Source organism: Pseudidiomarina xizangensis (assembly GCF_052541995.1).
In genome coordinates this window covers 1,521,725-1,547,515 of record NZ_JBOBQA010000001.1, presented here as the reverse complement: position 1 = coordinate 1,547,515, position 25,791 = coordinate 1,521,725, and the positions used below count along the sequence as shown (strand labels likewise).

At 48.6% G+C, this 25,791-nt stretch carries 21 protein-coding genes, 1 tRNA gene and 1 riboswitch; of the genes, 8 read left to right on the top strand and 14 right to left on the bottom strand.

The genetic code is table 11. From position 1 onward, the window contains the following. Positions 1–331: 331 nt before the first annotated feature. From istB to ACQ5ES_RS07420, 6 genes are all read right to left on the bottom strand, one after another. Positions 332–1,108, bottom strand: coding sequence for an IS21-like element helper ATPase IstB (istB, locus tag ACQ5ES_RS07445; RefSeq protein ID WP_445015324.1), 777 nt, complete (start codon positions 1,106–1,108; stop codon positions 332–334). Continuing rightward, positions 1,092–2,126 carry an IS21 family transposase gene (istA, locus tag ACQ5ES_RS07440; protein ID WP_445015322.1) on the bottom strand — a complete coding sequence of 345 codons (1,035 nt, stop codon included), beginning with the start codon at positions 2,124–2,126 and terminating at the stop codon, positions 1,092–1,094. The genes istB and istA overlap by 17 nt, the downstream gene beginning before the upstream one ends. Before the next feature lie 340 nt (positions 2,127–2,466). Continuing rightward, positions 2,467–3,036, bottom strand: coding sequence for a hypothetical protein (locus ACQ5ES_RS07435; protein ID WP_445015320.1), 570 nt, complete (start codon positions 3,034–3,036; stop codon positions 2,467–2,469). Between the two features lie 83 nt (positions 3,037–3,119). Continuing rightward, positions 3,120–6,326 (bottom strand): type I restriction endonuclease subunit R, encoded by a 3,207-nt coding sequence (locus ACQ5ES_RS07430; RefSeq protein ID WP_445015318.1) that lies wholly within the window; start codon positions 6,324–6,326, stop codon positions 3,120–3,122. Beyond that, positions 6,323–7,483: a restriction endonuclease subunit S gene (locus ACQ5ES_RS07425; protein ID WP_445015316.1), complete on the bottom strand. Its 1,161-nt coding sequence runs from the start codon at positions 7,481–7,483 to the stop codon at positions 6,323–6,325. The genes ACQ5ES_RS07430 and ACQ5ES_RS07425 overlap by 4 nt, the downstream gene beginning before the upstream one ends. Then, entirely contained in the window at positions 7,480–9,489 is a 2,010-nt protein-coding gene (locus tag ACQ5ES_RS07420) for a class I SAM-dependent DNA methyltransferase (RefSeq protein ID WP_445015314.1), read from the bottom strand. Before ACQ5ES_RS07420 ends, ACQ5ES_RS07425 begins: the two co-directional genes overlap by 4 nt. 132 nt (positions 9,490–9,621) lie before the next feature. After that, positions 9,622–9,739, top strand: a riboswitch (SAM-I-IV-variant riboswitch). Between the two features lie 56 nt (positions 9,740–9,795). On the opposite strand from ACQ5ES_RS07420, the gene ACQ5ES_RS07415 reads away from it, so the two are divergent. From ACQ5ES_RS07415 to ACQ5ES_RS07405, 3 genes are all read left to right on the top strand, one after another. Next, the gene (locus tag ACQ5ES_RS07415) at positions 9,796–10,188 is read left to right on the top strand and encodes a hypothetical protein (protein WP_445015312.1); all 393 of its coding nucleotides are present in this window, start codon (positions 9,796–9,798) and stop codon (positions 10,186–10,188) included. A 52-nt stretch (positions 10,189–10,240) separates the two neighbouring features. Beyond that, positions 10,241–10,906 carry a hypothetical protein gene (locus ACQ5ES_RS07410; RefSeq protein ID WP_445015310.1) on the top strand — a complete coding sequence of 222 codons (666 nt, stop codon included), beginning with the start codon at positions 10,241–10,243 and terminating at the stop codon, positions 10,904–10,906. Positions 10,907–11,082: 176 nt separating this feature from the next. Further along, positions 11,083–11,691 (top strand): hypothetical protein, encoded by a 609-nt coding sequence (locus ACQ5ES_RS07405; RefSeq protein WP_445015308.1) that lies wholly within the window; start codon positions 11,083–11,085, stop codon positions 11,689–11,691. A 224-nt stretch (positions 11,692–11,915) separates the two neighbouring features. Here ACQ5ES_RS07405 and ACQ5ES_RS07400 read toward each other — a convergent pair. Together ACQ5ES_RS07400 and ACQ5ES_RS07395 are read right to left on the bottom strand one after the other, a co-directional pair. After that, a tRNA-Arg gene (locus tag ACQ5ES_RS07400) sits at positions 11,916–11,992 on the bottom strand. Between the two features lie 175 nt (positions 11,993–12,167). Continuing rightward, positions 12,168–13,253: a beta propeller repeat protein gene (locus tag ACQ5ES_RS07395; RefSeq protein WP_445015306.1), complete on the bottom strand. Its 1,086-nt coding sequence runs from the start codon at positions 13,251–13,253 to the stop codon at positions 12,168–12,170. Between the two features lie 348 nt (positions 13,254–13,601). Between ACQ5ES_RS07395 and ACQ5ES_RS07390 the strand changes: the two genes are divergently transcribed. Further along, positions 13,602–14,129 carry a hypothetical protein gene (locus ACQ5ES_RS07390; protein ID WP_445015304.1) on the top strand — a complete coding sequence of 176 codons (528 nt, stop codon included), beginning with the start codon at positions 13,602–13,604 and terminating at the stop codon, positions 14,127–14,129. Between the two features lie 10 nt (positions 14,130–14,139). Here the strand turns inward: ACQ5ES_RS07390 and ACQ5ES_RS07385 are convergent, their stop codons facing one another. The 5 genes from ACQ5ES_RS07385 to ACQ5ES_RS07365 form a co-directional block, all read right to left on the bottom strand. After that, entirely contained in the window at positions 14,140–15,228 is a 1,089-nt protein-coding gene (locus ACQ5ES_RS07385; protein ID WP_445015302.1) for a GGDEF domain-containing protein, read from the bottom strand. Positions 15,229–15,356: 128 nt separating this feature from the next. Then, positions 15,357–16,634, bottom strand: coding sequence for a sugar MFS transporter (locus ACQ5ES_RS07380; RefSeq protein ID WP_445015300.1), 1,278 nt, complete (start codon positions 16,632–16,634; stop codon positions 15,357–15,359). Position 16,635: 1 nt separating this feature from the next. Then, positions 16,636–17,760, bottom strand: a complete 1,125-nt coding sequence (nagA, locus tag ACQ5ES_RS07375) for an N-acetylglucosamine-6-phosphate deacetylase (protein WP_445015298.1) — start codon at positions 17,758–17,760, stop codon at positions 16,636–16,638. Continuing rightward, positions 17,760–18,752 carry a glucosamine-6-phosphate deaminase NagB-II gene (nagB-II, locus tag ACQ5ES_RS07370; protein ID WP_445015296.1) on the bottom strand — a complete coding sequence of 331 codons (993 nt, stop codon included), beginning with the start codon at positions 18,750–18,752 and terminating at the stop codon, positions 17,760–17,762. The genes nagA and nagB-II overlap by 1 nt, the downstream gene beginning before the upstream one ends. Then, entirely contained in the window at positions 18,749–19,645 is an 897-nt protein-coding gene (locus ACQ5ES_RS07365; RefSeq protein WP_445015294.1) for a glucosamine kinase nucleotide-binding domain-containing protein, read from the bottom strand. The genes nagB-II and ACQ5ES_RS07365 overlap by 4 nt, the downstream gene beginning before the upstream one ends. 112 nt (positions 19,646–19,757) lie before the next feature. Between ACQ5ES_RS07365 and ACQ5ES_RS07360 the strand changes: the two genes are divergently transcribed. The 4 genes from ACQ5ES_RS07360 (at position 19,758) to ACQ5ES_RS07345 (ending at position 24,872) form a co-directional block, all read left to right on the top strand. Beyond that, complete coding sequence (locus ACQ5ES_RS07360; RefSeq protein ID WP_445015292.1) at positions 19,758–21,071, top strand: hypothetical protein; 1,314 nt, start codon at positions 19,758–19,760, stop codon at positions 21,069–21,071. A gap of 113 nt (positions 21,072–21,184) precedes the next feature. Next, the gene (locus ACQ5ES_RS07355) at positions 21,185–22,762 is read left to right on the top strand and encodes a sodium:solute symporter (RefSeq protein ID WP_445015290.1); all 1,578 of its coding nucleotides are present in this window, start codon (positions 21,185–21,187) and stop codon (positions 22,760–22,762) included. Positions 22,763–22,773: 11 nt separating this feature from the next. After that, positions 22,774–23,706 (top strand): N-acetylmuramic acid 6-phosphate etherase, encoded by a 933-nt coding sequence (murQ, locus tag ACQ5ES_RS07350; RefSeq protein ID WP_445015288.1) that lies wholly within the window; start codon positions 22,774–22,776, stop codon positions 23,704–23,706. Then, on the top strand, positions 23,703–24,872 hold the full coding sequence (locus tag ACQ5ES_RS07345) for an exo-beta-N-acetylmuramidase NamZ family protein (RefSeq protein WP_445015286.1): 1,170 nt from the start codon (positions 23,703–23,705) through the stop codon (positions 24,870–24,872). The genes murQ and ACQ5ES_RS07345 overlap by 4 nt, the downstream gene beginning before the upstream one ends. An 18-nt stretch (positions 24,873–24,890) precedes the next feature. Here ACQ5ES_RS07345 and ACQ5ES_RS07340 read toward each other — a convergent pair whose 3' ends face one another. Beyond that, positions 24,891–25,739, bottom strand: a complete 849-nt coding sequence (locus ACQ5ES_RS07340; RefSeq protein ID WP_445015284.1) for a MurR/RpiR family transcriptional regulator — start codon at positions 25,737–25,739, stop codon at positions 24,891–24,893. Positions 25,740–25,791: the final 52 nt, after the last annotated feature.

Sequence of the window (25,791 nt, the reverse complement as noted above, 5' to 3'; positions counted from 1 at the left end):
TGCGATTTTACGACTCCACCCAAAAATAAATTCTTTGTCGTAGCCTCACTCGAACCTAGATTATTAGTGTTATTAATAAACTCGGAAATCAACCAGTTTTATTTTCAGGCGGGACTAGATAACTTCCATGTTCCTGTACCTAAAGCTGAGCACGATTTCTTAAAACATGATTCGTACACAAACTGCGTTGAGGCTCATACCGCATTCGATTGCAGCGAAATCAGGCAAGAAGTTATTGATGATTACGTGAATGTCTTTAAAGTGTCAACGGCAGTTTAAATTTGACCCCCTTTGGGGTTAATTCGGCAATCTAATTTTGACCCCCCTGGGGTTAAATTTCACCGAGTATCGGCGCAATACCTATCTTCTTTTTGTCCTTCAACCGGTAACTCTCACCACTAATTTGAATCACATGGCAATGGTGCAACAGGCGGTCTAGCATCGCGGCTGTTAATGTTGTGTCGTTCGCGAATGCACCTGCCCACTGGCTAAACGGTAAATTGCTGGTCAGTAATGTGCTACCACGCTCATAGCGTTTTGCGACCACGTTAAAGAACAGATTTGCTTCTTCGCGGCCAAACGGCAGGTAACCGATTTCATCGATGATGAGTAGCTTTGGACTCATTACAACGCGTTGTAGGTAAGTTTTCAGCTTGCCTTGGTTGTGTGCTGTCGCCAGTTGCAGCATCAGATCTGCTGCCGTAATAAAGCGCACTTTAGTGCTGGCCATGATGGCTTTGTAACCAAGCGCAATAGCTAGATGCGTTTTACCCACACCACTGGGACCAAGCATCACGACATTCTCGTGTCGTTCGATGAAGCTCAGGCCAGAGAGCTCTGTCAGCTGTGCTTTGGGCACGCCGCTGGCGAAGTTAAAGTCATACTCCTCAAGCGTTTTGATATTGGGTAAACCCGCGAACTTGAGTAGAGTCGCCTTGGTGCGCTGGGTTTTTGCTTTCAGCTCTTCAGCTAAAAGCTTTTCGATGAAGTCCGCGTAAGAGCCCTCTTGGGCTAGGTGATGCTCAGCAATCGATGGCCAGGCTTCAGGCAACGCGTATAAACCAAGTTGCCGACAAGCATCGGCAATACGTTCAGACTGTAAATTCATGCGCACCTCGCAACATCTGGTCATAAACACTGAGTGGGTGCTGCAAGCTCTCGTAAGGTGTTGGCACACGACGCGATGCTTGCAGCTGGTACACGCTGCCGATCTTCATCGGCAACGGCAATAACGCCTCTTGCTCCGTTATTAAGCGCTGGTTTGGTACGTCTCCGGTCGTACCGTGCACTCGAGCATTCGCCACCTGCGTCAGCCAGCGACCGACATAGCCATTCGCAGTCTGCACATCTAAACGTAAGCCTGAGGTTCTTAGCGTTGCCTGCAGAGGCACGACGAAGCTTGATTTAAGGTAACGGTTAAAGCGTTCAACCTTGCCTTTAGTTTTAGCCCGATAGGGGCGACAAACACGAGGATGAAAGCCAAAGTCCTGAGCGGTTGAGAGAAGCTTCGGGTTCCAACGATGCTCGCCATCTGAATAAGCGTCTCGCTCAATCATGATGGTCTTAGCATTGTCGAACAGCACTTCGTGTGGCACCCCACCAAAGAAGTCGAAGCTATGCTCAAGGCCGTCAATCCAGGCTTCTGTGCGCTCGTTATCGTAAAACCGCACATAACTTGCACGTGAATAACCCAGCGTCGCCACGAAGGCTTTGAGCGCATAGGCTCCACGGCGAACGATGGTGAAGTCCACCTGCAATTGCTTGCCTGGGTCAGTTTCAAATCGTACGAGCGGATCGGCTGCCTGCTTAGGTTTGAACGCCGCAACATACTCGCTGAGGATCCTTATTTTGCCTTGGTAGCCACGGGCCAAGATCTCTTCATAGAGCACGGCTGCTGGTATCCAATCTGGATGAGCCGCGTTGATGCGCGCCTGAATATAATCCTTGAAGGGGTCAAGCTTACTCGGACGCACAACGCTGCGTTGATAAACCGGCGTACTCTCGGTTTGCTGCAAATACTTTTTAACAGTGTTGCGGGCCAGGCCTGTTTCGCGCGCTATCCCTTTGATCGATTTACCTTGGTGCTTGAGTACTTTAATGGTCACAACCATCTCCTGAGTTAACATCGAAAGCGGCCTCTTGAGAAAAACCGCTAGTTTACTTCAGGGGGTCAATTTTCAATTGCCGTTAGGGGGTCATTTTTACACTGCCGGTAACAAAAGGCTGGTTGACTGATCAGTGTTTAGAAGCGGTATACCAAGCTGTTAAGGTTAACAACATGATTCGTAGGGGCCATCAAAAGGAAATAATTGCGTCTATCGAAGAGCAGCTACCTCATCTCCACACAGCGTTCTAGATCCTAAAGTGCAGTGGAATTACTATTAAGCGCTTTTTATATGAGACGCACAGCATCATTCCAGTTTAGGATTAGTCTAAACTCATCAACTCGCACCGTAACTATTCTTCTTATATATTCGCGCACTTTTTTATATGCTGGCTTAAAGCTTTTTGTAATGCATTCTGAGCAGCGAGTTCTGCATCATATGCCTCAAACAAACTTATTGCGTCTACCTCAACGCCCTTGGTGATCACTTCGGCTTCTCTTCTATAGTCTTCAATAGCGCTTACAATTTGACTACCTAGTACAGCGCCATATACATCCCTGGTGTGAGCCAAGTGCCGGTTAAACTTTTTATATATTGAATTATCGGGCGTGAACTTATGATCTTGAGGTATACCTTGTACATTGCAAAATTCATTGTCGACGAGTTTGCTTGTTTGGGCTATCAGGTCAGACAGTGTCGTGCTTAACTCTAATAATATTCCTTTATTAACTTCCCACCGACGCGAGTCCCTCTGACTTTTTATCGAGAAATAATTAATAATTAACGCTATGCAAGCGGCTACTGCAATAACGCCATTAGATATTGTTTGTATTTTGATATTAACATCGCGACTAGCAAGGCTCTCGTGACCGACTAAGGTCACAACGATTCCAATGATTACACCCAACGTTATACCTACATAAATATTCAAGGCTTAGTTACTCCATATCTGGTAAACCTTTTCAAAGCTAGTGACACTCAGCAGCATTCAAAAGATAATAATAACTTTTCAGGCTAATGCCTCACCCCTGAAAATCCATTTTTATGCTTCTGCATCAAGAACTCGAATACAACCTCGGTCTTTTGCTCAACTTCATCAGGAGCGAAGCTTTCAGGTAAACCTTTTTTCTCATCCCACAAGAAGTCTTTAATTTTGATCTTTATTTCATCACGGGTTGCTTGCTTGGCTGTAAAGTTCTGTATTCGATGTATTTCTTCATCTAATTGACGATATAGCTCTTCAGCTACTTTCTTTATTTTATCCACCTCGCGTTTCGACAGGTCAGGCTTTACCAATATATCAAACAGCGCCAGCGACTCTTCAGACAAGCCTTCTTTGACTGCTCGTTGTTCTTCCTCAGTAAGTTCATCTACCAGCTCTAGTAACGCGTCAAAGGTAGCCTCTATGGTTACTCGATCCTTCTCGCTGTTATAGTCGCTTACAATTTGTTCATAATGTTTTTGGAAATCTGTACGAGTCGGGTTTTGCATTAGCATTTTTAAGAGCTTCTTCTCGATGACTTCTTTTAGCGATTGAACCGCCGTATTCTTTGCTGGAGAGCGCTCAAACTCTTTACGTAAACGGTCAAAGTCAATTTTGCTAATGTCGTAAAGCTTACTTTTCTCAGTAATACCACTAGCAGGCTCAATATTCTCTTCAATAAGCTCATGCAGCACACGCATTACGCTTGATATATCAGCTTTCTCAACATCATCCTGGAGGCTTTTATATATGATGTTAATTGCATCATAAGATGCTCGGTAATCATTAACCGCTCTAATGGTTATACATGCCTTAAACTTCTTGAATACTTCGCGGCAAATAATTTCAAAACGCTTGCGCGCTTCATCATTCTGATTAACGACTTCTTTCGCTTCTATAATGGCTTTATTACGCTCGAACCCTGTCTTATCCAGTATGTCCTCTAACCTAAAGCCAGTATCACTCAAAAACGCTCTGACAGCCTCTATGGACTCCGAAAGGTCAGCTAACAGCTCTTCCTCAGGCTTTACTGGATCAATCTCTTCTGGAGGCTCTCCTGCGCCACTACCGCTGCCTGTATGCCCAGCAAAGGTTGCCAAAGCTTTTCTTAGATTTTTAAGTATTCCACAGTAATCAACGATTAAACCGTTGTTCTTTCCTTCAGATACTCGGTTTGCTCTCGCTATAGCCTGCATTAAGGTGTGAGCTTTAAGTGGCTTATCCAGATAAAGCGTCGACATGGTAGGCACATCAAACCCGGTTAGCCACATGGCGCAAACAATCGCGACACGGAATGGGTGCTCTTCTTTTTTAAAAGCGCTCTCCATATCCAGGCGTTTACCGTCAGAAGTTTCAAACCCTTCCTTTATTAACCTGCGATGTGGTGTGATATCTAAGTCCCACTTTCTGAATCTATCGACCTCACCTTGCTCTTCACTAACAACCACTGCCATGATGGTTTCACGCATCCATTCGAGCTTACGCTCCATCTCCATAATCGACTGTTCATCACTCAGGCGAGCAAGCTCTTTCTCAAAGTCGATTATCTTATTTTGCCACTTCTCCAGAATGATCTGCTGCATGCGAACACAGGTGACCTTATCAATACACACCATCATGGCTTTGCCGTTTTCCCAACCGGTGCTGTAGTGTTCAACAAAGTCAGTAGCAATATCTTCAAGGCGAGATTGCGAGGTTATGATGTGGTAATCCCGTTTGAGCTCCCTCTCGAGCCGCTCAGAAACATCCTGGTCTTCAATTTCCATCTCTTCCAGCTTTTCGGCAATTTTCTCGTTAAGCTCATTTGTTGCTAAACCCAGCTTTTCGCCTCTTGCGTCGTAATATAATGGTACTGTTGCTTTATCTTCGACAGCTCGCTGGAAGTCATAGGTCGATACATAATCACCAAACACGCGTCTTGTTATTTCATCGTCCTTAAACAACGGCGTACCTGTAAAGCCAATGTAACTGGCATTCGGTACAGCATTTCGTAAATTTAAAGATAAACGCCCATATTGAGTACGATGTGCTTCATCGGTAATAACTATAATGTCATCTCTATCTGAATAAGGTTCATTAGGATCGACGTCTTTGTTGAACTTCTGCACTAATGAAAATACATAAGACTTGTGTTGATTAAGCAGCTTTTGAAGATGATCACCTGAGCCTGCCCGACAAGGATCTTTATCGTTATCGACTAACCCACAGCCAGCGAACGTGTTGTATATTTGCTTATCGAGGTCTTCACGGTCTGTGCAGATTAAAAAGGTAAAGTTACCACCAAGCTTTCGGTGTATCTTACGGGCGAAGAACACAATCGAATACGACTTACCTGAGCCCTGGGTATGCCAAAATACACCCAGTTTACCTTTGTTATCCTCACGATTATTAACCGCCTCTATTGCACGGTTGACACCCAAAAACTGGTGGTTCCTTGCAACAATTTTAACCAACTTTCCCTCGCTTCCATCAAACAGCGTGTAGTTTTCGAAGATATCGAGAAAGTCCCGTTTGTTACAGGTACCTTTTAGCAAGGTCTCCATATCAACAATACCTGCATCACCTTCCGCAAGGCGCTTCCAGTCATTAAAGTGTTCAAACCTACTTGATATAGAGCCTATCTTTGCATCAACGCCGTTAGCCAATATGACAAGCGCATTGTGGTAAAACAGATGCGGTATTGTGTCTTTATAGTCAGCCAGGTTTTTCTCGTAAGCATGGCGTATGTCTTTGTGAATGGTCTTACATTCAATAAATATCAGCGGAAGACCATTTACAAAACCAACCAAGTCAGCACGTCGACGGTAGATATCTCCTCGCACCCATAACTCACGAACAAAAAGAAAATGATTGTTTTCAGGGTTATCAAAGTCGAAAACTTTTAACCGTTTCTTTTCCAGCTCACCTTTTGCATTTCGATACTGAACCTGAACACCATTTTTAACCAGCTCGTATTGTTCGAAGTTAATCTGTAGGGTGTTTTCGGTTACTGGTGCTTCCGTTATTTTACGTAGCGCTTCCTGGTACGCTGATTGCGGTAACCCAGGATTAAATTTAACTAATGCTTCCCCAAGATGACGTTTAAGCACAACCTCTTTATCAGACTCTCGACCCAGCAGACCTTCTTTGCCAAAGGTTTCCGTGTTGTAGGCGAACACATTCTCCCAGCCAAGCTCTGTTTCCAGGTAATCAGCAGTGGTGGTTTGAACTAGCGTATCTTCGTTAAGTGGAGGGTTCATACGGCAAGTTCTCCGCTCATTAATTTAGGTAAAAGCGTATCTCTCGCGGCAGTCAATTTAGTATTACTAGTCAACAATGTATCGATCTGATTTAAAACCGGTGTGGTAAAGTCAGTAAACTGATCAATCAAAGCTTTCGGAGGAAGAACAAAGGGTATTAGCTTGAACGTATCTTTTATAATTGCATCAAATACCGCCCCAACCGCGCGACTCTTAACTTGCTGAATTCCTGCTTGCATCGCAAAAAACAGAAAAACTTGATTGATATTTTCTTTGCCAGCCAACGCATAGCAAGATTGATTCATTGCCATTGGTCTTTGCGCAAGATTTAACTTTCCTACTGTGCCTCTAGCTGTGATAAACAAGGTGTTCTTGGGATACAGTTTACTGGAGCAATTGTCCAAGCCCTTAGAGCTTAATGTCTTTTCTGTATATGAGGCATAGACAGAGCTCGTCGCATCTTTTGGTGTAAAGAAGGGAATGCCACCGTTCCAGAATTCAGGAACAGATGTTTTTGGCGTTCCACCACTCAATATATCAACAACATCATCTGCCTTGATGCTTTTCCATCCCTCCGGCACCCCATTCACAATTTTGACATGTTCATGGCCGGGGAAGCGAAAGCGCACAAACCACTCTTTATAAAGCTGTCGCGCCGACTCCTCCAGTAGGGCAATGCGACGTTTGTTGTTTTCGATGAGGTTGTCGTAGTTCGATAGCAAATCATCAATAGCGACCTGATATTTGTACGGAGGAACCTTAAACTTAATTATTTTCAAATTTTTTTGGGAGAGTTTAGGTTGAGCTGCTCCCGTTATATACCCCGAAAGATTATTATTATTAATAAGGTAATTAATAAAGCGGTTGGTGCTGACGCCTTCCTTCGCTTTTACGATATGAGCGTGGTTATTCACCCAAAACTGGCCATCAACAATTTGAGCAATTGGTGCGTTTCTTGTCATTAAATTAGCGCCATCTTCTGCTATCAGCACATACTCACCGTCAAAAAGATAGTCATCGACATAGTCGATAATGTTTTGTGCGCCATAATACCGATAAGAGCCTTGTCTTTTTTCACGCTCCATTCCACTTAGAGGGACTCTTATATGATTATAAAAATTGACTAGTTTCTGAAACTCGACCTCTACCCAGTTCATATCCCCAATCCCTCAAAATTCTTTTGGATTTGAGCGGCGAGTTCAAATGCATCCTCATTCAAGCCTTTCAGTTCAATATGTATATCTCTTAATGTCTCTTCGAAGTCGAAATCGTCATCTTCTTCCTCAGGAACAACTCCAACATAACGGCCGGGAGTCAAACTCCAGTCGTTGGTTGCAATCTCTTCTGTATCAACCAGCTTAACAAGACCGGGAACATCTTGAAGCTCTGCATCAGGAAAATGTTCTTGTAACCAATGAGCCTGCTTGTAAAAGTAACGAACTAATTTGAGCTGTTCCACGGCTTCTTTACGAGCCTCATCGAGTGATTTGGTACGTTTGCTAAGACCTTTTTCATCGCTGTCTTTAATTTGCTTCTCAGCAAACTTATAGAGCTGATCAATCTGTTTTAGTAGGTCGCGGCTGGTTTCTGCCAAAGCTTCGGCTTTTACAGCAAAGTTTAGTAATCCCGAATTATTTTTAGATGTTTGACCCCATACCATGTGTTCAGCGTCAACATTTGATTCAAACGCGGAAATATCTTGACGCAACACGTTAAATGCAGAGCTAGTGTCTTTATCGACTTGAGGTAATCTATCAAGCACCCCTTGCAGCTCAACTAAAAACGAGTCCATAACCGCTTTGCTGGCTGTAGCTTCATGTAATACCTGAGAAAAGTATTGTTCAACCAAGCCGATAAAACGGTCAGTTTCACCCCGATAGAGCCAAATAATTGCGGTGAGGTTTGCGAGTTGTTCTGGTGAAAAGTCATAGATTTTACGTGTGACTTTACGATACACATTACGTGCATCTAACATCAGCACTTTTTGCTGATGCTTTGCAGGTTTCGCTTTATTAAAGAACCAAAGCTCGCAAGGCACAGAACGGGTATAGAAGAAGTTTGAGCGAATAGAGACCATGGCGTCGACATGGCCTGTTTCTATCATTTTACGTCGTACTTCGGCTTCCTGCCCACCAGAGCTGGACGCTTGAGACGACATAACAAAGCCAGCACGCCCCTCGTCGTTTAAGTAACTGTAGAAGTAGGACATCCAAAGGTAGTTACCATTGGAAACCGCACCTTTTTTGTTCACGCCAGGCAAGCCAAACGGCAGTCGTGGATCGTTTTTAATTTTCTCCGCGTCCACGTCGTCTACGTTGAACGGAGGGTTCGCCATTACGAAGTCTGCTTTTCCTAAGAAGTTATGCGGGTCTTCATAGTAAGAAATGGCTTTCTGAATTTTTCCCTCGAGACCATGAACCGCTAGGTTCATTTTAGCTAGGCGAATCGTCGTCGGGTTCTTCTCTGCGCCGTAGAAGGTTGCGACGTCCTGTGGATTTTGGTGCATGTTTTCAATGAAATGAGCACTCTGAACGAACATACCACCCGAACCACATGCAGGATCGATAACCGCGCCATGGTCAGGTTCAATCACGTTAACAATCATCTGAACAAGTGAGACCGGCGTGAAGAATTCACCACCATCATGGGCACTTTGATTAGCAAACTGAGTCAGGAAGTACTCGTAAATACGCCCGAAAATATCACCTGTCACTTTCTTAAGAGCGGGATCATTAAATGTACGAATCAGGTTACCCAGAACGTCATTATCTAGCTCTTGGTATTCACTCTTAGGCAATATACCTTTCAGAGTTTCATAATCGTTCTCTATGGCAACCATCGCGTCAATCATCGCTTGAGCACGATCATCAGCTTCAGTCAGGTTTACCAGGTAATCGAATTGAGACTTCTCTTGAAGAAAGATTGAGCCCTTACTTGAAAAGTCTTCTTTCGTTAGGGGGCGAGTGACACCACCTCGCGAAGGTAGAGTGGCTTCAATTTCAGGCTTTACGGCGAGATAACGACTGTAGGCATGACGAAGGAATATCAGCCCCATGACAGGCATGAAATACTCATTACTGGCATAGTTACTATTTGCGCGAAGGTTATCAGCACTTCCCCAAAGACGTTTCTCAATTGCTTCCATGTTCTCTAACTGTGCCACTTAATCGCTCTCCTGTTAGTACCTCATTTCAATTCCATTAAGTATACCCTACGTCGAAACCCTATTGTGAGTCTAGTTATGCATTGTGTTAACTGCATGTATAGACGTATAGGTGTCTATTTGTTAAGATCCTCCCTGCATTAAGAGAAGAGCAACGCTCTCGCCAACCTGCCAGTCTGGGTAAGGTGGCCACCAAGTAGCGACTTGGGATGTGCCTGACAAAAAGTGATCAGGAACCATCAGACGCATAGTGTGTTGCTCTCCTTATTTGCACCATCATCAATCGTAAATAATGGAGACGAAAATATGTTCCATCCTCATAACTATAACCCTGAGAATGCCCCTAAAGCTTATTTAGAGCGCGTTTTTATCAATAGTCGACCTCGGCAAATTACGTTTGCTGGGATGGTCGGTGCCTACCGTTTACATGTACTCGACATGGCTGAGCATTATGAGCCGCTAAAAGCCGGCAACGGAGAGCCCTGCATTGCTAACGCCATTATCAATGATAGAAATGGAATTCACGGCATCTTTGGTCCAATAAAGCATTACCTTCTTATTATCGATAAAAAACCGAAAGCGATTTTCGACACTGAGGGCCGTTACATCGGTCCTGCCGGAGATGAGCGTCCTAGAGCAGTGCATGGTCACGCACGAGTGCTAGGGACCAACGCAACGCTGCAGATCAAAGACGACTAAGGCTGGTTAGTAAGTGCCGTTCTGAACGGTATGATAAGAAGGCAGTAGCTCTATGAAGAATATATGGGTATATATCAGTGAAAAAGTCGCGAGTACATCGAACCTACCTGTAGATGAAAAGACTATAGCTAGAGCGGAAAACCTATCGCGCCTCAACGATATGCTGCAATATTTAGGGTTCAACAACCAACAAGCTGCAGACTCTCTAGTAGTTCGCGTTCGTCAGGTGCAGTTAAAGACGAAATTCGAAAGTATTGCTAGCGGATTGTCAGAGGCGCATAGAGAAGAGATTGCTTCTCTCGACGCATTAGATAAAGCGCAACAAAGTATCATCAGCTATGCGAAACAATGTAATCGCTATCTGGTCATAGGGGAGTTACCCAGGACTGTTGGCAAACAGCTTTGGATTGGCGCGAAAGTTCACATTGAGGAGGGAAGGCTTAACTATCGCGACAATGGTTCTCGAATATGGATCACGCTTCCCGCTCCGCATGCAATTATAGCTTCGGCGGTATTCCTTGGTATATGGGACGCCGCCAAAGACCAAGCGGATTACCTGACCAAATACGAGTATATCGGCCGCCCTGCGGAGCGCGTAGGTGAGCTTATCGAGAGCGGTGCGCCGCTGCTCGATAAAACGCTGTATGAGACTATATTCGGTGAAGCTTATTGCGTGCTTGATGATTGGAAGGTACGGTTGATGGAGTTTTTACATTAAGTTCCCTTTTAGATTCCCGCTTACTTGAGAGTCGGAATGGATAAAGAGTACGGTAGATACCTTGATCAAGTGCTGGATATCATCGCAGAAGATGAAGAGGAAGGTGTTAGATAAAGACTCGAGCAGAGTGCACCATTCAAGCTTCATCAGATGAGAACTGAAAACAGAGGAAGTTTATGCTCACCAAGAAAACATCTCCTTTTCACAACGCTGCTAAGGCATTTGCTCACTGTGAAATTTGTATTGAAGAAGTTCAAAGAGCAAAAATACCACCATGGGCCTACGAGTTCTTCTATAACTCTTTTATCTGGGCCATAAATCAAGCTTGGGAGTTTTCAGAGAAAGGGTTTGAGCTCCTTAATTGCGACTCGGTTATTGGAAGAGAATTAATCAAGAAGGTCTCACTATTGCGCGCTAGAGAGAGCCAATTCCTGAAGTATGTGCGCGAGGCGCGTAATCAGTTAGCGCACCGTGAAAGCATAATATGGCTTTCAGATGAAGAACCGAATGCTCCGGAAGGTATCGGTGCTACTATTAGTCTTTCGGATAGTTACTATGCGACGAATAGGCATAGGTACTCTTGTGTCGTACTCCCTTCAATGTCATGTAACTTTTCTGGAACACAAATTGCGGTCAAGCCAGTATATGATAAAAAAGGTAATATTATTCCGGTTCCCAAAACGTTAGAAAATACTGAGATAGATAATTCGCCGCTTGGCATTATGAGAGCTTCTTATGAGTACTACGGAGAAAACTTCAAAGCTTTGGTAGGGTCAGTCAATTAGAGCAATAAAAGAAGTTGGGGCATTTGGAACCAAGTTAGAATTAGTTTCGCGCAGGACAGTTGTCCTGTCCCAAACGGCAAAACCCTGTCCCAGGACACCATAAAACGACAAACGACAGCACCAAGACAAATCAGCGAAAATTACAAAAGTGTGGGACTAACTGTGGGACTTTTTGAGTTATCGGCACTATAAAGACAACGGTGTGCGCTGCAGGCCTTTAAAAATGGCGCACCCGACAGGAGTCGAACCTGTGACCTCTGCCTCCGGAGGGCAGCGCTCTATCCAGCTGAGCTACGGGTGCGCATTAAATAGGAAATGAATCTGCCTGCGAACAAGCAGGCCAAGCAGGCGGGAATTCTAGGGAAAAACCGCGGCATTGTCCACCCACTTCGGCGATTAATCGCCTGTTTTTCTGGTATCTCCGACGGTTCCTGAGCTGGTATCGCGCGCTGCGCTGCCGCTCGCATCAGTGCGGATTAGCCACAATTTAAATCCGCAGTGCTGATCGATTTGATGCCGTTCTTCCACAAACCAAGGTAAAGCGCAGAATCGCCACCTAGGTCAATCATTGCCAGACTTCTCACGCCGCCCTTGCTGATTTCATCGGCAAAGTCATTGCTATGCCAGGTTATCCCATTATCGCTGCTGCATTCGACAATCAGTGGTTGCTCTGGACCAGATTTGTCGTAGCCAGCGGTATAAAGCACTCCGGCATCATCGATTACGACATCCCAATAGAAGCGGTGATTCACATCACCCAGTGGGAGCTCCCAGCTCTCTCCATTATTTCTGCTTATCGCGATGCCGCCTTCACCACCAAAGAGTACCGTTTGGCTGTCGGTGGGGTGAATCAGACCACCCTTAAAGGTTGATGGATTTGGGAAAAGGTCAGTCCAGGTAGTGATGGCCCTATCGGGAAGAAAATAGCGACGCAGAAAGCCATTCTCGATGGCACCCTGACCACCAAACCAGAGGTTCTGCTGCGTAGGTTGTGGTTCAAGCAAATGGACTCCCGTTGCAAAGCCATCCCATTTCCCGTCGAGAAGCATCCAGTTCGTCGCGGTGCTGTCAGCGACAGCAACGGCTGTTGCTCCGACGGCATAAAGCGCCCCGGTGCTGACGTCATAAGCTAAATTGTTAATGGTGGTGTAACTGTCGCGGCCGAAGTCATGGCTGATGGTTTGCCAGTTCGCACCGCTATCTTGGGTAACATACAGTGGTGAAGCTTCTGTGTGTGGGGCGCTGCCGGCTGGATGCATGGCGACAACATAGTGACCAGGGGCAATAACCGCTACAGCGTTTACATTTGCAGTAGTCGGCGAACGTTGTTGCCAGTCGGCCTGGGCATTGGTACGCCAAAACAATCCATCTGAGGTACCTGCGAGCTGTGCTTCACCATCTAAATAAAGTCGTCCTACGGTGACTTGACTGGCGAATACGGTATCGACGACGTTGACTGGTGGCGGAGGGGGTGTGGGAGTGATAGCAATCGAGCTACCACTACACCCGGTAAGAATGAAACTCGCTAGCGACAGTACAGACCATGCGGCAATGTATTGCATAACTATGTGTCCTTTCAGACAGGTGCGGAAAAGTACATCTGATTAAAAACAAGACGTCAGCACCCGCCGAAATGTGACAGCTTCCATGGTCGCACTCTTGACTTCGTTGTCCCGCGAAACCCTAAATTGGATAAAGGCATCCGCCTCTAGAATGGGTTCATTCCAGCGTACCCTCAAGCAACACGGTATCGGCCAAATTATCAGATCACCCGCACCTAAACCCAGGATCGTCCTGGAAAACTTAGCGTCAGGTTTTAACTTAATTGAAAAGATCATGTTAAGGCAGCGGTGTAAATAAAATCAGCGCCTATACTCAATGCTCAGTAATCCCATCTTGTGGAGATCGATATGAAAAAATTACTAGGCGTTATCATGCTAGCAACCGTAGTTCCCTTTGCAGTGTTATCGAACGCCACTCAGGCTAATCCGTATCAGCAGAGCGAAGAGCAAGCGAAAGATCTGGAAAAAGCCGATAAAGAGCGCGCTAAGGCGATGCGTGAAGCACACAAAGAGCAGGAAAAAGCTGCTCGCGAAGCACAGCACGAACAGGATAAAGCGTCTCGTGAAGCACAGAAGGATCACGATAAAGCAATTCTTGAAGCACAAAAAGATCACGACAAAGCGATGTTAGAAGCAGAAAAAGAGCGCGCTGAAGTTATCCGTGAAGGTCGCAAAGCTGAAGATGAGTTCTTGCGTGAACAACGTAAAGACGAGGACGAATTTCTGCGTGAACAACGTAAAGATAGAGAAGAGTTTTTGCGGGAGCAGCGTAAAGCGAGAATGGAAGCAGAGCGTGAAACCAGTAAAAAGGATAAAGAGAAGGCTAAAGGCAAAGACAACGGCAAAGACAATAAACCCAACTACAACAGTTATTAATCTCTGTCAGTTAAGTTTGAGTAGCTAGTACAAAGCGATTGCGGCCACTTGATTTAGCGGTGTATAAGGCTTCATCGGCGGCCCGCAACAAATCGTCTAATTCGCGGCGGCTCGATCTGCTGTGAATCCCACCAATGCTTGCTGTGATCTTTAAGGTCTCGCCTTCGATGTTGAAGGTCGCTTTGCCGATACGTTCACACAAACGGTAGCTGATCAGCTCGGCTTGATTGCGGTCAACGTCGGCTAAGGCGACGGCAAATTCCTCACCACCAATGCGTGCAGCAACGTCATTTTCACGAAGGTGACCCTGAATAATATCAGAAATTTGACGCAAGCACTCATCGCCGGCGGCATCGCCGTAGTGCGCATTGATGTTACTGAAATGATCAAGGTCAATCACTAAGACACAGAACGAACGTCTTCGAATGCGATTCTTGGCCAGCAATAATCCAGTACGCTCAAGAAATGCGCGATGGTTAAGCATGTGCGTCAACTCATCAAAATTTGTTATCTCAAGCAGACGTTTTTCGCTCATCGCGAATGCGAGCAGCGGAAATAGAGTGGCTGTGCCTGTGGTTAATGCCAGGTGACCGATCAGCAGCCACTCGAATGACGAGGGCAGCATCACAACACTTTTTGCCGCTAAATTTTGTACTAACATACCGCTCTGAGCGAGCATCAACGCGCCGTGGGCAAGAAACAAACAAAACAACATGCAGCGCATCAGCGTCGGCGCTTGTTTGATGGTTAATATGTAAATCGAGGCATACAAATAGATCGCCGCGCAAACCACTGAGGTAAAGGTTTGTGCATGTATTGGGGCTGTATAGAGAAGCACCAGCGGCAGGGCGCTATAACTCAGGACCAGAGCTACTAACTTAAAGGAAATGGGGCGCTGCATCTGGAATTGTCGCAATCCATGCAGCGCCAGCAGCGGGGTCAGGATAATCAGTACGTCAGCAACAAATATAGTCAGCCATGCCTGATCGAAGTACGTTTGCATGCCGGCGAGTCCCACGGCGATGCCAAAAATAAAACAGGAAATGCCCCAGGTAAAAAAGCATTTCTGGGTTTTGCGAACCTCGTAGATCACCAGCATCAGACCTCCCAACAGGAGGTTCAAACTGATAACTGTAATGATCAACGTAGGTAAGTGAAATGGCACGTGCGTTGTCGACTCTGGTTGTTATTGTTGTCTACGTTTAGCTTAGCCTGAAACCGCTAATTTCACCAGCTCCGCTTTTTATGTCCGACCAGTCCGTACCAACCAATAACGGCGTAGCCAATGGGTAGTAGCGCGTAGGCATGTTTGGCGCTGAAAGCGTCGGCCAGGCCGCCGTAAATTAAGGGTAGCACTGCGCCACCTGCTATACCCATGATTAAAATCGCCGAGCCGCGGGCGGTAAACTTGCCGAGATCTGCCAGTGCCAGTGGCCAAATTGCCGGCCACACCATGGCGTTGGCGAGGCCTAGTAAAGCGAGTAGGGCGACCGAGTTAGGTACCACCGGCACGCTACTCCAGCCCCATAGTGCTGTGGCAATAGCGGTGCTGGTATCTGAACTTAACAGCAGGGCACCACTAAAAATAAGTCCCAGCACAGCCGAACCGGTAAGTGCGGCTTGTTGGCTGAGCAGTCGCGGAATCAACAGCAGACCCAACACATAACCGACGACCATCGCCGCCATTACGTACGACGTTAAACTTGAGTAGTTCGCCAGGCCCAGGCGTGAGCCGTACATACCGATGGTATCGCCGGCGATGACTTCGACCCCGACGTAGAAAAATAGCGCAACGGCACCAAGCACAAGCTGTGGGTAGCGTAATACCGAGGTGTGCACATCGGCGCCTGAAGGTGCTTCTTCGCGGATATGCGGTAGTTTTATCCAAAACAGGCCCAGCGCTAACACGAACATCGCAACACCCATGCCGATATAGGGTGGAATAATATTGGCGGCCATGGCACTGACTTGTGCGGCGCGCTCGGTGGCTGTTAATTCGGCGATGCTGGCGGCGCTGACATTTGGAAAGTCGGCTAACACTAGCCAGGTAAAGAACAGCGGCGCAAAGACGCCGGCGAGTTTATTAAGAATACCCATAATGGCGATGCGTGCTGCGGCCGATTCATGTGGACCGATACGCACGATGTAAGGGTTCGAAGCGGTTTGTAGCAGTGTGAGTCCGGAGCCAACCACAAACTGCGCAAACAGGAAAATACTGAAGTAGTGGGTTTGTGCTGCGGGCACAAACAAGAACAGACCGACTCCGACCAATGCTAGCCCCAGCACCATGCCATTTTTGTAGCCGGTACGGTCGAGAATCCACGACATCGGCAGCGCCATGACGACATAAGCGATGTAGAAACAAAAGGCGACCAGTAGCGCCTGGAATTCGTTCAGATCGGAGATGATTTGCAAAAACGGGATCAGCGCACCATTGAGCCAGGTCACGAAGCCGAAAATGAAAAACAACACACCAATGGTGATCATTGGAATAACGGTGCGCATATCAGATGTCCTTTCGAATAGCCGTGCCCTGCTGCCACAGTTGCACGATGTTAAGTTCAGAGTCGAGTAGCATGAAATCAGCCTGTTTGCCGACGTCGATGCTACCTAGCAGGTGATCCAGGCCGAGCATGCGTGCCGGCGTGAGGCTTGCCATTTGAACCGCGTCGGCGAGGCTGACATCGCACTGTCGCACGGTATTTCGCACAGCATCGATCATGGTCAGACACGAGCCAGCGAGAGTGCCATCAGGGGTGGTCAGTTTGTCGCCTTCGCGCACAATGCGCGTGTCAAAGAAAGGCACCTCATGGGCATTCGTAGCGGCAAGCGCCATGGCATCGGTGACCAGCATCATCTGGTTTTTCCCTTTGGCGCGAAAGGCGACTTGGCAGGCCTGCGGGTCAACATGATAACCATCGACGATAAGTCCAGCGTAACAATCGCGGGCCAGACAGACACCTACCATGCCCGGTGCTCGGGACTGTAATGGTGACATGGCGTTGTACAGGTGGGTAAAGCCTATGGCACCGGCATCCAGCGCGGCGTTGACTTGCTCGGCCGTTGCATCGGAATGGCCGAGGAAAATTTTAATACCAGCGTCGCTGAGCTGGGTGATGACTGCCGGGCTAACATTCTCCGGTGCCACCGTGACCATGAGGGTGCCGAGCTCCGGGTCGCTGAGCAGCGCAATTTCCTCAGCACTGGGCGGACGAATAAATTGCGCGCTGTGCACGCCTTTGCGGGCGGTGCTCAACCATGGGCCTTCGAAATGTGCTCCGATAATGCCGGGAATACCTTGTTGCTTGGCGGTTTTCATAGCCGCGGCGGCATCACACATAGCATCGTAGCTATCGGTGATGAGCGTCGGCAGCATGGCGGTGGTGCCATGTTCGCGATGGGCTTCCATAATTTTCTGCAAGGCTGCTGGGTTAGGTTCTTGATTAAACAACACACCGCCGCCGCCGTTCACTTGCACGTCAATAAATCCGGGCACCAATTGGCCTTGATAAACGGTATAGCCGTGATTGGTTGGCGCGTCGTCGATAGCGGTGATGATGCCACTTTCAACCTTAATCAGCTGCTGCTGACGCCAGCCTTGGGAGGTAAGAACCTGTTCGCAGACAAACATTAGCGGGTTTCCGTTACTTTTTTCAGGCCTGGCGGCGCGTCGGGGTCGAGCCCCATCTGCCGTGCGGCCTGTTCAATATCAAGATAAAAGCGCTGCATCAGTACCAGCGGTTGCAGGCGCGGATGCGGAACAACGGGCACATGCATCTGGATCAACTTAGCACCACGCGCGGAGATGCCCTGCATTTGCTCCTGATGGGTGGTACCACCCTCATCGTCGATTTGTAGGTCGATGATACACAGCTGTTTTTCTGCGAGCGTCACCGGGCCATGCAAAAACTCAGCGCTACTAAAGGCTTCGGCATGGATGCTCAACACTTCTTTTAATTTGAGTGCGACTTCGCGGGCAATGGCGTAGCCAAATCCGCGGCCTAATACCACACAATGTTGCAGTCCTTGCAGTTGATCTGCCTTTAGCTGAGCTGGTAATTGCTGAGCTAGGCGCATTGCTTCAGGTAATTCGTTTAACGCCGCGAGTAAATCGTGGTCGTTTTGCCAGTAGGCACACAACTGACATAGAGCGCTAAGGCTGGCGAGGTAGCTTTTGGTGGCGGCCACGGCCAGTTCCGGACCGGCGTGCAACGGCAATACCTCATCGGCAAGACGGCCAAGCGGCGAGTCAACCACGTTAACCAGCGCCAACACGCGGGCACCACCGGCTTTGGCGAGTTCCGCTTGTTGCACGATGTCGGGGCTTTGCCCAGATTGGGAGATACAAATCGCCAGGCAGCCTTCGAGTTTTAACGTACGGTGATAGACACCAGCAACCGAGGGTGCGGCGGCAAACACGGGTACGCCACAGCCGACTTCGAACAAGTATTTAGCAAAAACTCCGGCATGATCTGAGGTGCCACGGCCAATCATCATGATGGTGCGCGGCGGTGTGGCCTGAAGTTCTGCCGCAATTTGCTGACAACGTTCAGCGTTGTTCTCGAGCTGCCGGGCAATAATTTCCGGTGCGGAAGTTGCTTCGTCTGCCATTTGGTGGCTCATGATAGGTCTCCTAAACCGCCGTTCTGATAAAGCAAAATTGCGCCCCATTCTGGGCCAAACTGGGTTGGACGCAGGGCGCTGCGAATGTCGTCGTCAAGCCAGGGTGTCATGGCTGTTGCGACACCGCCGGCTATCACCAGATTGCCCCCGCTTAGCCGCAGGGCTTTGCGAGCGATGGCGCTTAAGTAGGCGCTGCCGCGTTCCACCAAGGCACGGGCCGTCGGGTCATCATCACTTGCCAGCTTAAGAATGATGGGACAAATCTCGCCAAACACGCCCGGGTTGGCTTGAATGAGACGATCAACGATGTCGGTTGCACTTTGGCTGTGGTAGTGATTGCATACCGCCTCGACGAGCGGGCCATGTGGCACGACACCATCAAGCGCTTCGAGACTGTACATGATGGCTTGTTTGCCAAGCCAGGCGCCACTGCCTTTATCACCGAGCAGGAAACCATGGCCGCCGAGCTGGGTGAGCTTGCCGTCGGTCAGTGCGGCGGCGCACGAGCCGGTGCCCATCACTAATACTGCGCCATTTTGACCGGCGTGGGCACCATAAAGAGCCGTGTGCAGGTCTGAAGTAAAGTGGAAGGTCTGAAAGGGGTGCCGCCATTGCTTTAGCGCTGCAGCTGCCGAGGGAAGATTAGCCCCCGCCAGGCCTGCGCAAACAACGGCGTCGCCTAGGTGCTGCTGATCAATAGTGGCAGCTTCGAACGCTTTGCTCACGGCGGTGAGGATCGATTGCTCAGCAGTGTTACCTTGCCGCGCAATATTGGCCGAACCAGCAACGCCAGAGCCGAGTAGGTCACCTTGTGGGTTGTAAAGTTCGGCGCGGCATTTGGTGCCGCCGCCATCGACGCCCACGTAATAGAGGGAAGAGGTTTTGTGCTTCATGGCCTCACTTTTTAGATTGATTTGTGCCAGCGAATGGTCAACATACTGCCATACTTTGCCCTATGAGTTGTAATACTTTATTCTTGATTTGGGAATAATAAGGAATTGATTGATGAAAAAAACAACAAACGTAGTATTAATGGTGCTTTCAAGTGCTTTCGGTTTCGCTGCGGTGGTACCGACGGTCTTTGCCCAGCAAGCAACTATCGATCCGAAAGGCGAAGCATATTATGAGCAAATTATGGGGGCAGCCCCGCTGTTGCCAGCGAAGCCAGGTGCCCGTTGGCAGCAATGTGCGCCGGCAGTTAGTGGCGCTAACTCGAACTATCAAACGGTTACCGAGACGGGTACGGCTGCAGGTTGGGTCGAAAAGAGCGCACATGACTGGAATTATTTCGAGCTGCCAGCAGATGCTGGCAAGGTAACGGTCATTGATTATGCTCGCAAAGGTGATGCGTTGGCGTTTCGTTACCTCGGCAATGCTGACACTCAGGGTGATCTGTACGAGCCGTGGAGTACTTCGAAAGTTATGGCGTTCAGCGCTGCGATGTCGTTGGTGAGTGACAACTTCGCGCAGGCCGATACTTTAGTGGGGGAGTTGAAACTGGCCGATGTGATCAGCAGTATTCATAGTTACCAGCCTTCAGGCGAGGCTGATGGTAACTCGAATGCTTATGCTTATTATCTTGCCGACTTGGCTGGGCGTGACTACTTGACTGCGTTGTTTCACGGTGCGTGGCTCAATATTGGTCAGCCGCAGGTTAAATTTCGTGGTGCGTACGGGCCTGAAGCTTTTGCCCCAGTCGATAACTATTGGCGCACACCTTCGCGTTCGGTGGAGGCCGCCTTCGTTGCTCGCGACAGCGACCCGGGTATGCTCAGTTACCGTTGTGATGATTGCGGTTTAACTGGCAACAAGCCAATGACGACCCTTGCCTCAGCTGAATTTTTAAAACGTTTGGCCACGCATAAACGGGTGCCGCAAACCCAGTTGCCAGGTTTGTCGGATGCCGCGGTGATGATGCTGTTCTACGGGCCGGGACATAGTGCAAACAGCGCAAATGCTGGCGGCATGATGGCGGGAGCAAGTCTCATGCCTCACCGTGCGGTCGCTGCAGCATTGCAGGCGCACCTTCCGCAACTTGAAGGTTTGACTACTCAGCAGGTGTTGGACCAAGCCACCAACGGTAATTGGCGCATTTTTCACAAACTTGGCGCCGGCCCGAGTGAAACCCGTGGCACGAGCGAAGTGGTCGCACTGGCTCATATCTGTTTACCACTTGCTGCGGGCACCCGCGAGTTCACCGTCGCGGCACAAGCTTCCATCGACGGCAATAGCTATGAAAACGTAGGCTTTGCTGGCGCCAAACTTGAGCAATTACTGAAGCAAACCGTACAGGAAATTCTGACGAATCCCGCTCAGTAGCGGGGTATAGAAAGGAGGGGCTGCCCCTCCTTTCTCTATTTTCTATTCCTGGTATACATTAAAGTTGGAATAATCTATTCTAAGCGGCAAATCACTTAACCCGAAATGTCATTATGCTCGGTTACTATTCTTTCGCTGATGTACTGGTTTTCATCGCTTACGGGCTGGTTTTGCTCGGCAGTGGCTGGTTGTTTAACCGGCGCAATAAATCGACGCAGGATTACTTCCTGGGCGGCAACAAAATGCCCATGTGGGTGGTGGCGATTTCGGTATTGGCGACGTCGCAGTCGGCGGCAACGTTTCTCGGTGGTCCGGATCAGGGTTACCGTGGCGATCTAACCTACTTAGCAACCAACATTGGCGCCTTCATCGCTGTCGGTTTCGTGGCGATTTTCTTGATCCCCAAGTTCTACCAGTACAAGGTCTACACAGTTTACGAGCTGCTGGAGCGACGCTTCGGTAGTGCTGCCAAGCGTCAAGCTGGCGTGATGTATTTGTTCGGACGGATCTTTGCCAGTGGCGCACGGCTTTACATGGCAGCCATTGCGGTGGCGATGATTTTATTTGGCGACTTTGAGGCCAGTAGTGTTATTGCGGCAACGCTTATTATTACCTTGGCGGGCCTGTTGTACACTGTCTATGGCGGTATTCGTACCGTTATCTATTCAGATGTTCTACAAGCGGTGATTTATGTCAGTGCTGCGATTGCCGTCATTATCGTGCTCTATAACGCCATTCCCATTGGTTTCAGCGAACTTGTGAATGCGCTGCAAAACCCCGCTCCGGGCGAGCCTTCTAAGCTGAAGCTCATCGATACCGAAGTCGATTTCAGCAGTTCCGGGGTGTTCAATATTTGGTCAGTGTTGACCGGTTTTGTATTGCTCAATATTGCAGCCTTTGGTCTCGACCAAGATATGACACAGCGCGTGTTAACTTGTAAAAATGCCAAAGAAGGCAGCAAAGCCATGCTGATGTCGGTGGTTATGGTGATCCCAGTTATGTTGCTGTTTATCGTGATTGGCTTATTGCTGTACATTTATTATCAGCGCCCCGACATTATGGCAACCGGACAGGGTGATGGCCCGGTACCGACCTTTGCCGGTGAAGCTGTCACTATTTTCATGTATTACGTATTGACGGAGATCCCCGCCGGCGTTCGTGGCCTGGTCACTATAGGTATTATTGCCGCAGCGTTGTCGACCTTGAATTCAGGTCTCAACTCAATGTCGAGCGTATTGATTCAGGATATTTACCGGCCGTGGAAATTGCGCCGCGATTCCAGTGCCACTGACACCCACTTTGTCCGCGCGGGACAGCTAGGTATGACCGTGGTTGCTGCCGCTTTAGCGCTGATGGCGTGCTTGTGCTATTACTGGCAGCAATACACTGACACGCCGCTACTGCAATTTGCCTTGAGTGTCATGGTGTTCTCGTACAGTGGCTTGCTCGGTGTGTACTTCGTCACCTTGTTTAGCAAACGCGGTAGTCCTACTTCGGTAGCCGCAGCATTAGTGGTGGGCTTCATGGTGCCGCTGTTGATGCAACCTTATGTTATGGACGCGCTATGGCCAGCCGCCTGGGTCACCGACATCGGCTTTACCTGGCAGCTAATGATCGGCACAGCCATCTCGACTTTAATTTGTTTGACTGGCTCGTCAGCTAGGGAAGCCAACGCCAACGAGCTTAACTAATAAGAGTATTTATGGAAGATTCGAACCGCACTGCCGAATTGCTGGCGCAACTAAATAAAATCGTCTCGGAAGGGCGCAATCCGGAGACGATGGAAATTGATACGCTCTCGAGTGAGGGTATTTTACGCAAACTCAATCATGAAGATGCCTATGTTGCCCCAGCGGTAGCAACACAGATCCCCAATATTGCGAAGGCGGTCGATGCTATTGTTGAGCGTTTGCAACGTGGTGGTCGCTTGTTCTACATCGGAGCCGGTACCAGCGGGCGTTTAGGTATTTTGGATGCCGTCGAATGCCGGCCGACCTTCAGTGTGCCCGACGATTTAGTGCAAGGCATCATTGCTGGCGGCGAGCACGCTATCCAATTTGCAGTCGAGGGCGCAGAAGATGACCGTGATGCTGGCGTTGCTGACGTGAAAGCCATCAATTTAGGCGACAATGATGTGCTGGTCGGGCTTTCAGCAAGTGGTCGCACGCCCTACGTGGTTGCCGCACTTGAGTATGCCAATAACATCGGCTGCGTCAGCGTTGCCGTGACCTGTAATCCTGACTCGCCGCTAATGACCACCGCCGAAATAGGCATTTGCCCAGTAGTAGGCCCGGAAGCTTTAACGGGTTCAACCCGTATGAAGTCGGGCACCGCACAAAAATTAGTACTCAACATGCTCAGTACCGCCAGTATGATCCGCCTAGGTAAGACCTATGAAAACCTGATGGTGGATGTGAACGCGAGTAATGAAAAGCTTCGTGCGCGGGCGATTCGCATTGTTATGCAGGCGACAGACTGCAGTCGGGAAACCGCCGAGCAGGCGTTAAAAGCCGCAAAAAATCGGGCTAAACTCGCCATATTGATGATTTTAACCGGCGCGGAACTGACTGAGGCAGAAGGGTTATTAGCCCAGCAAGATGGCTTTTTACGTCGTGCCGTGGAGCAAAAATCATGAGTACGATTCTGCGCGCAATGGCGTTGGTGGGTCTGATAAGCGCTGCCTTGATTGGCTGCAGCTCTGCCACTAAAGACATTTATGTCGGTGCTGAACGAGAAAGTGAGTACTTACCCCTATTAATTGGGCAGCGGGTTGCTTTGGTGGTCAATCAAACCTCGCGGGTGGGTGAACAGCACCTGGTCGATTATTTGCTTGAACAAGGCGTCGAGGTGGTTAAGGTGCTGGCGCCGGAACATGGTTTTCGCGGCGATGTTGGTGCTGGTGAGACTATAAATGATGCGCTCGATCCACGCACCGGTCTGCCGATTTTGTCGATTTATGGCAAGACCAAAAAGCCATCGGCGGAGATGCTGGCGGATGTTGATACCATCATCTTTGATATTCAGGATGTCGGTACCCGCTTTTATACCTACATCAGCACCATGCATTATGTGATGGAAGCTGCCGCCGAGCAGGGCGTAAAAATGTTGGTGCTGGATCGGCCGAATCCTAATGGCGCCTATGTTGATGGGCCGGTGTTAGATTTAGACTTTCAGTCATTCGTTGGTATGCACGAAATTCCATTGTTGCATGGTATGACGGTTGGCGAGTTAGCGCAGATGATTAAAGGTGAAGGCTGGATCAATGCCGCCGACAACCTTGAGTTAACCGTGATTCCGGTGGCTGATTATCAGCGCTCCCAGCCTTACAAGCTACCCGTAGCTCCGAGCCCCAACCTGCCCAACGTGCAGGCGATTCAGTTGTATCCTTCGCTGTGCTTGTTTGAGGCGACAGCGGTGAGCATTGGTCGTGGGACTGAATTTCCGTTTCAGGTGATGGGGCATGATGAAGTGCACTTAGGCGAGTTTAAATTTACCCCGCGGAGCATGCCTAACAGCGCGCCTTTACCAAAACTGGAAGGGCGGACCGCTTATGGCAAAGATTTGCGTGAAAGTGATCTGGAAGGCTTAGATTTAGGTTTATTGATTGCTGCGTATCGTAAGTTCGATGCTGCGGGCGTTACATTTTTCACCGCCCCGGACTTTATGGACAAACTGAGCGGCACCGATAAACTGCGCCAAGCTATAGTGGCTGGCCAGTCCGAGGTTGAAATCCGCGCCACCTGGCAAGCTGATCTGGCCGCTTTTAAAGCACGCCGTCAGCCGTATTTGCTGTATCCGTAAGGCAAGACAGGCAACGGCTCAACTGCCGCGTAAGCGCTGAAACGCTTTGTTGGTTTGCGCGAGCGTAGTGCGGCCAGACTCGGAAGTTTGAATCAGGGCAATGAATAGTAAGTCGATAATCAAATTTTGCGCCGTCCGCGCGTGAATCGATGAAAGTCGCGTCGACTCACTTTCGGCCACGGAGTAGAGTTTAACATCAGCAAGCTGGCTGACCGCTGTTTTACCGTAGCGGGTGATGGAAATAATCTGGCATTTATGCCGTTGTGCTTCTTTAATCACCCGTGAGACTTCGCGCGTAGTGCCCGATTCGCTGATAGCAATCACCACGTCGCTGGCCGATAACGTAGCGGCAATGGCTAACTGAATATGACTGTCGGCGTCAGCTTGAGCTTGCAACCCGAGTTTTTGCAGTTTGTAGCACAGATCTCGACAAACCAACGCAGAACCGCCGATGCCGCTAACCAGAATACGATGGGCGCCAAGCAAGCGTTGCACAGCGTCCATAAAGGCTTCTTTCTCGTTGAGATTGCGGGTTTCGCTGAGCACATTAATTTTGCCGGCCAGCAACTTATCCGCCATGTCATTAAAGTCGTCTTCCAAGGTTATTTCGCCATGCAACCGGGCCGTGTGGTGGGCTTTTTTGTTCAGCGCATCGACGACTGATAATTTAAACGCTGGGTAGCCTTTGTAACCAAGTTTCTGAGAAAATTTGACCACACTGGACTGGCTTACGCCAACAATTTTTGCCAGTTGCGACGACGACAAATCCCGCATAGCGCTCGGTGAGGCTAGGGTAAAAGAGGCAAGCTTGGCTTCGCTGGCCGATAATGAATGCTGTATCGCTTTTATTTTCGCAAATGCGGACATGATGTCCTACCCTGTGGAATTATTTATTCAAATATAAACGAGTTGAAGCGAA

Bases quoted from the DNA above. Each gene is read 5' to 3' on its own strand.
- ACQ5ES_RS07360 (WP_445015292.1), top strand. From the start codon at position 19,758: ATGAAAAAAACAACAAACGTAGTATTAATGGTGCTTTCAAGTGCTTTC.
- istA (WP_445015322.1), bottom strand. From the start codon at position 2,126: ATGTTAACTCAGGAGATGGTTGTGACCATTAAAGTACTCAAGCACCAA.
- ACQ5ES_RS07430 (WP_445015318.1), bottom strand. From the start codon at position 6,326: ATGAACCCTCCACTTAACGAAGATACGCTAGTTCAAACCACCACTGCT.
- ACQ5ES_RS07340 (WP_445015284.1), bottom strand. From the start codon at position 25,739: ATGTCCGCATTTGCGAAAATAAAAGCGATACAGCATTCATTATCGGCC.
- nagA (WP_445015298.1), bottom strand. From the start codon at position 17,760: ATGTTTGTCTGCGAACAGGTTCTTACCTCCCAAGGCTGGCGTCAGCAG.
- ACQ5ES_RS07395 (WP_445015306.1), bottom strand. From the start codon at position 13,253: ATGCAATACATTGCCGCATGGTCTGTACTGTCGCTAGCGAGTTTCATT.
- ACQ5ES_RS07385 (WP_445015302.1), bottom strand. From the start codon at position 15,228: ATGCTGGTGATCTACGAGGTTCGCAAAACCCAGAAATGCTTTTTTACC.
- ACQ5ES_RS07365 (WP_445015294.1), bottom strand. From the start codon at position 19,645: ATGAAGCACAAAACCTCTTCCCTCTATTACGTGGGCGTCGATGGCGGC.
- ACQ5ES_RS07405 (WP_445015308.1), top strand. From the start codon at position 11,083: ATGCTCACCAAGAAAACATCTCCTTTTCACAACGCTGCTAAGGCATTT.
- murQ (WP_445015288.1), top strand. From the start codon at position 22,774: ATGGAAGATTCGAACCGCACTGCCGAATTGCTGGCGCAACTAAATAAA.
- ACQ5ES_RS07410 (WP_445015310.1), top strand. From the start codon at position 10,241: ATGAAGAATATATGGGTATATATCAGTGAAAAAGTCGCGAGTACATCG.
- ACQ5ES_RS07380 (WP_445015300.1), bottom strand. From the start codon at position 16,634: ATGCGCACCGTTATTCCAATGATCACCATTGGTGTGTTGTTTTTCATT.
- ACQ5ES_RS07390 (WP_445015304.1), top strand. From the start codon at position 13,602: ATGAAAAAATTACTAGGCGTTATCATGCTAGCAACCGTAGTTCCCTTT.
- ACQ5ES_RS07415 (WP_445015312.1), top strand. From the start codon at position 9,796: ATGTTCCATCCTCATAACTATAACCCTGAGAATGCCCCTAAAGCTTAT.
- ACQ5ES_RS07425 (WP_445015316.1), bottom strand. From the start codon at position 7,483: ATGAACTGGGTAGAGGTCGAGTTTCAGAAACTAGTCAATTTTTATAAT.
- ACQ5ES_RS07355 (WP_445015290.1), top strand. From the start codon at position 21,185: ATGCTCGGTTACTATTCTTTCGCTGATGTACTGGTTTTCATCGCTTAC.
- ACQ5ES_RS07345 (WP_445015286.1), top strand. From the start codon at position 23,703: ATGAGTACGATTCTGCGCGCAATGGCGTTGGTGGGTCTGATAAGCGCT.
- nagB-II (WP_445015296.1), bottom strand. From the start codon at position 18,752: ATGAGCCACCAAATGGCAGACGAAGCAACTTCCGCACCGGAAATTATT.
- istB (WP_445015324.1), bottom strand. From the start codon at position 1,108: ATGAATTTACAGTCTGAACGTATTGCCGATGCTTGTCGGCAACTTGGT.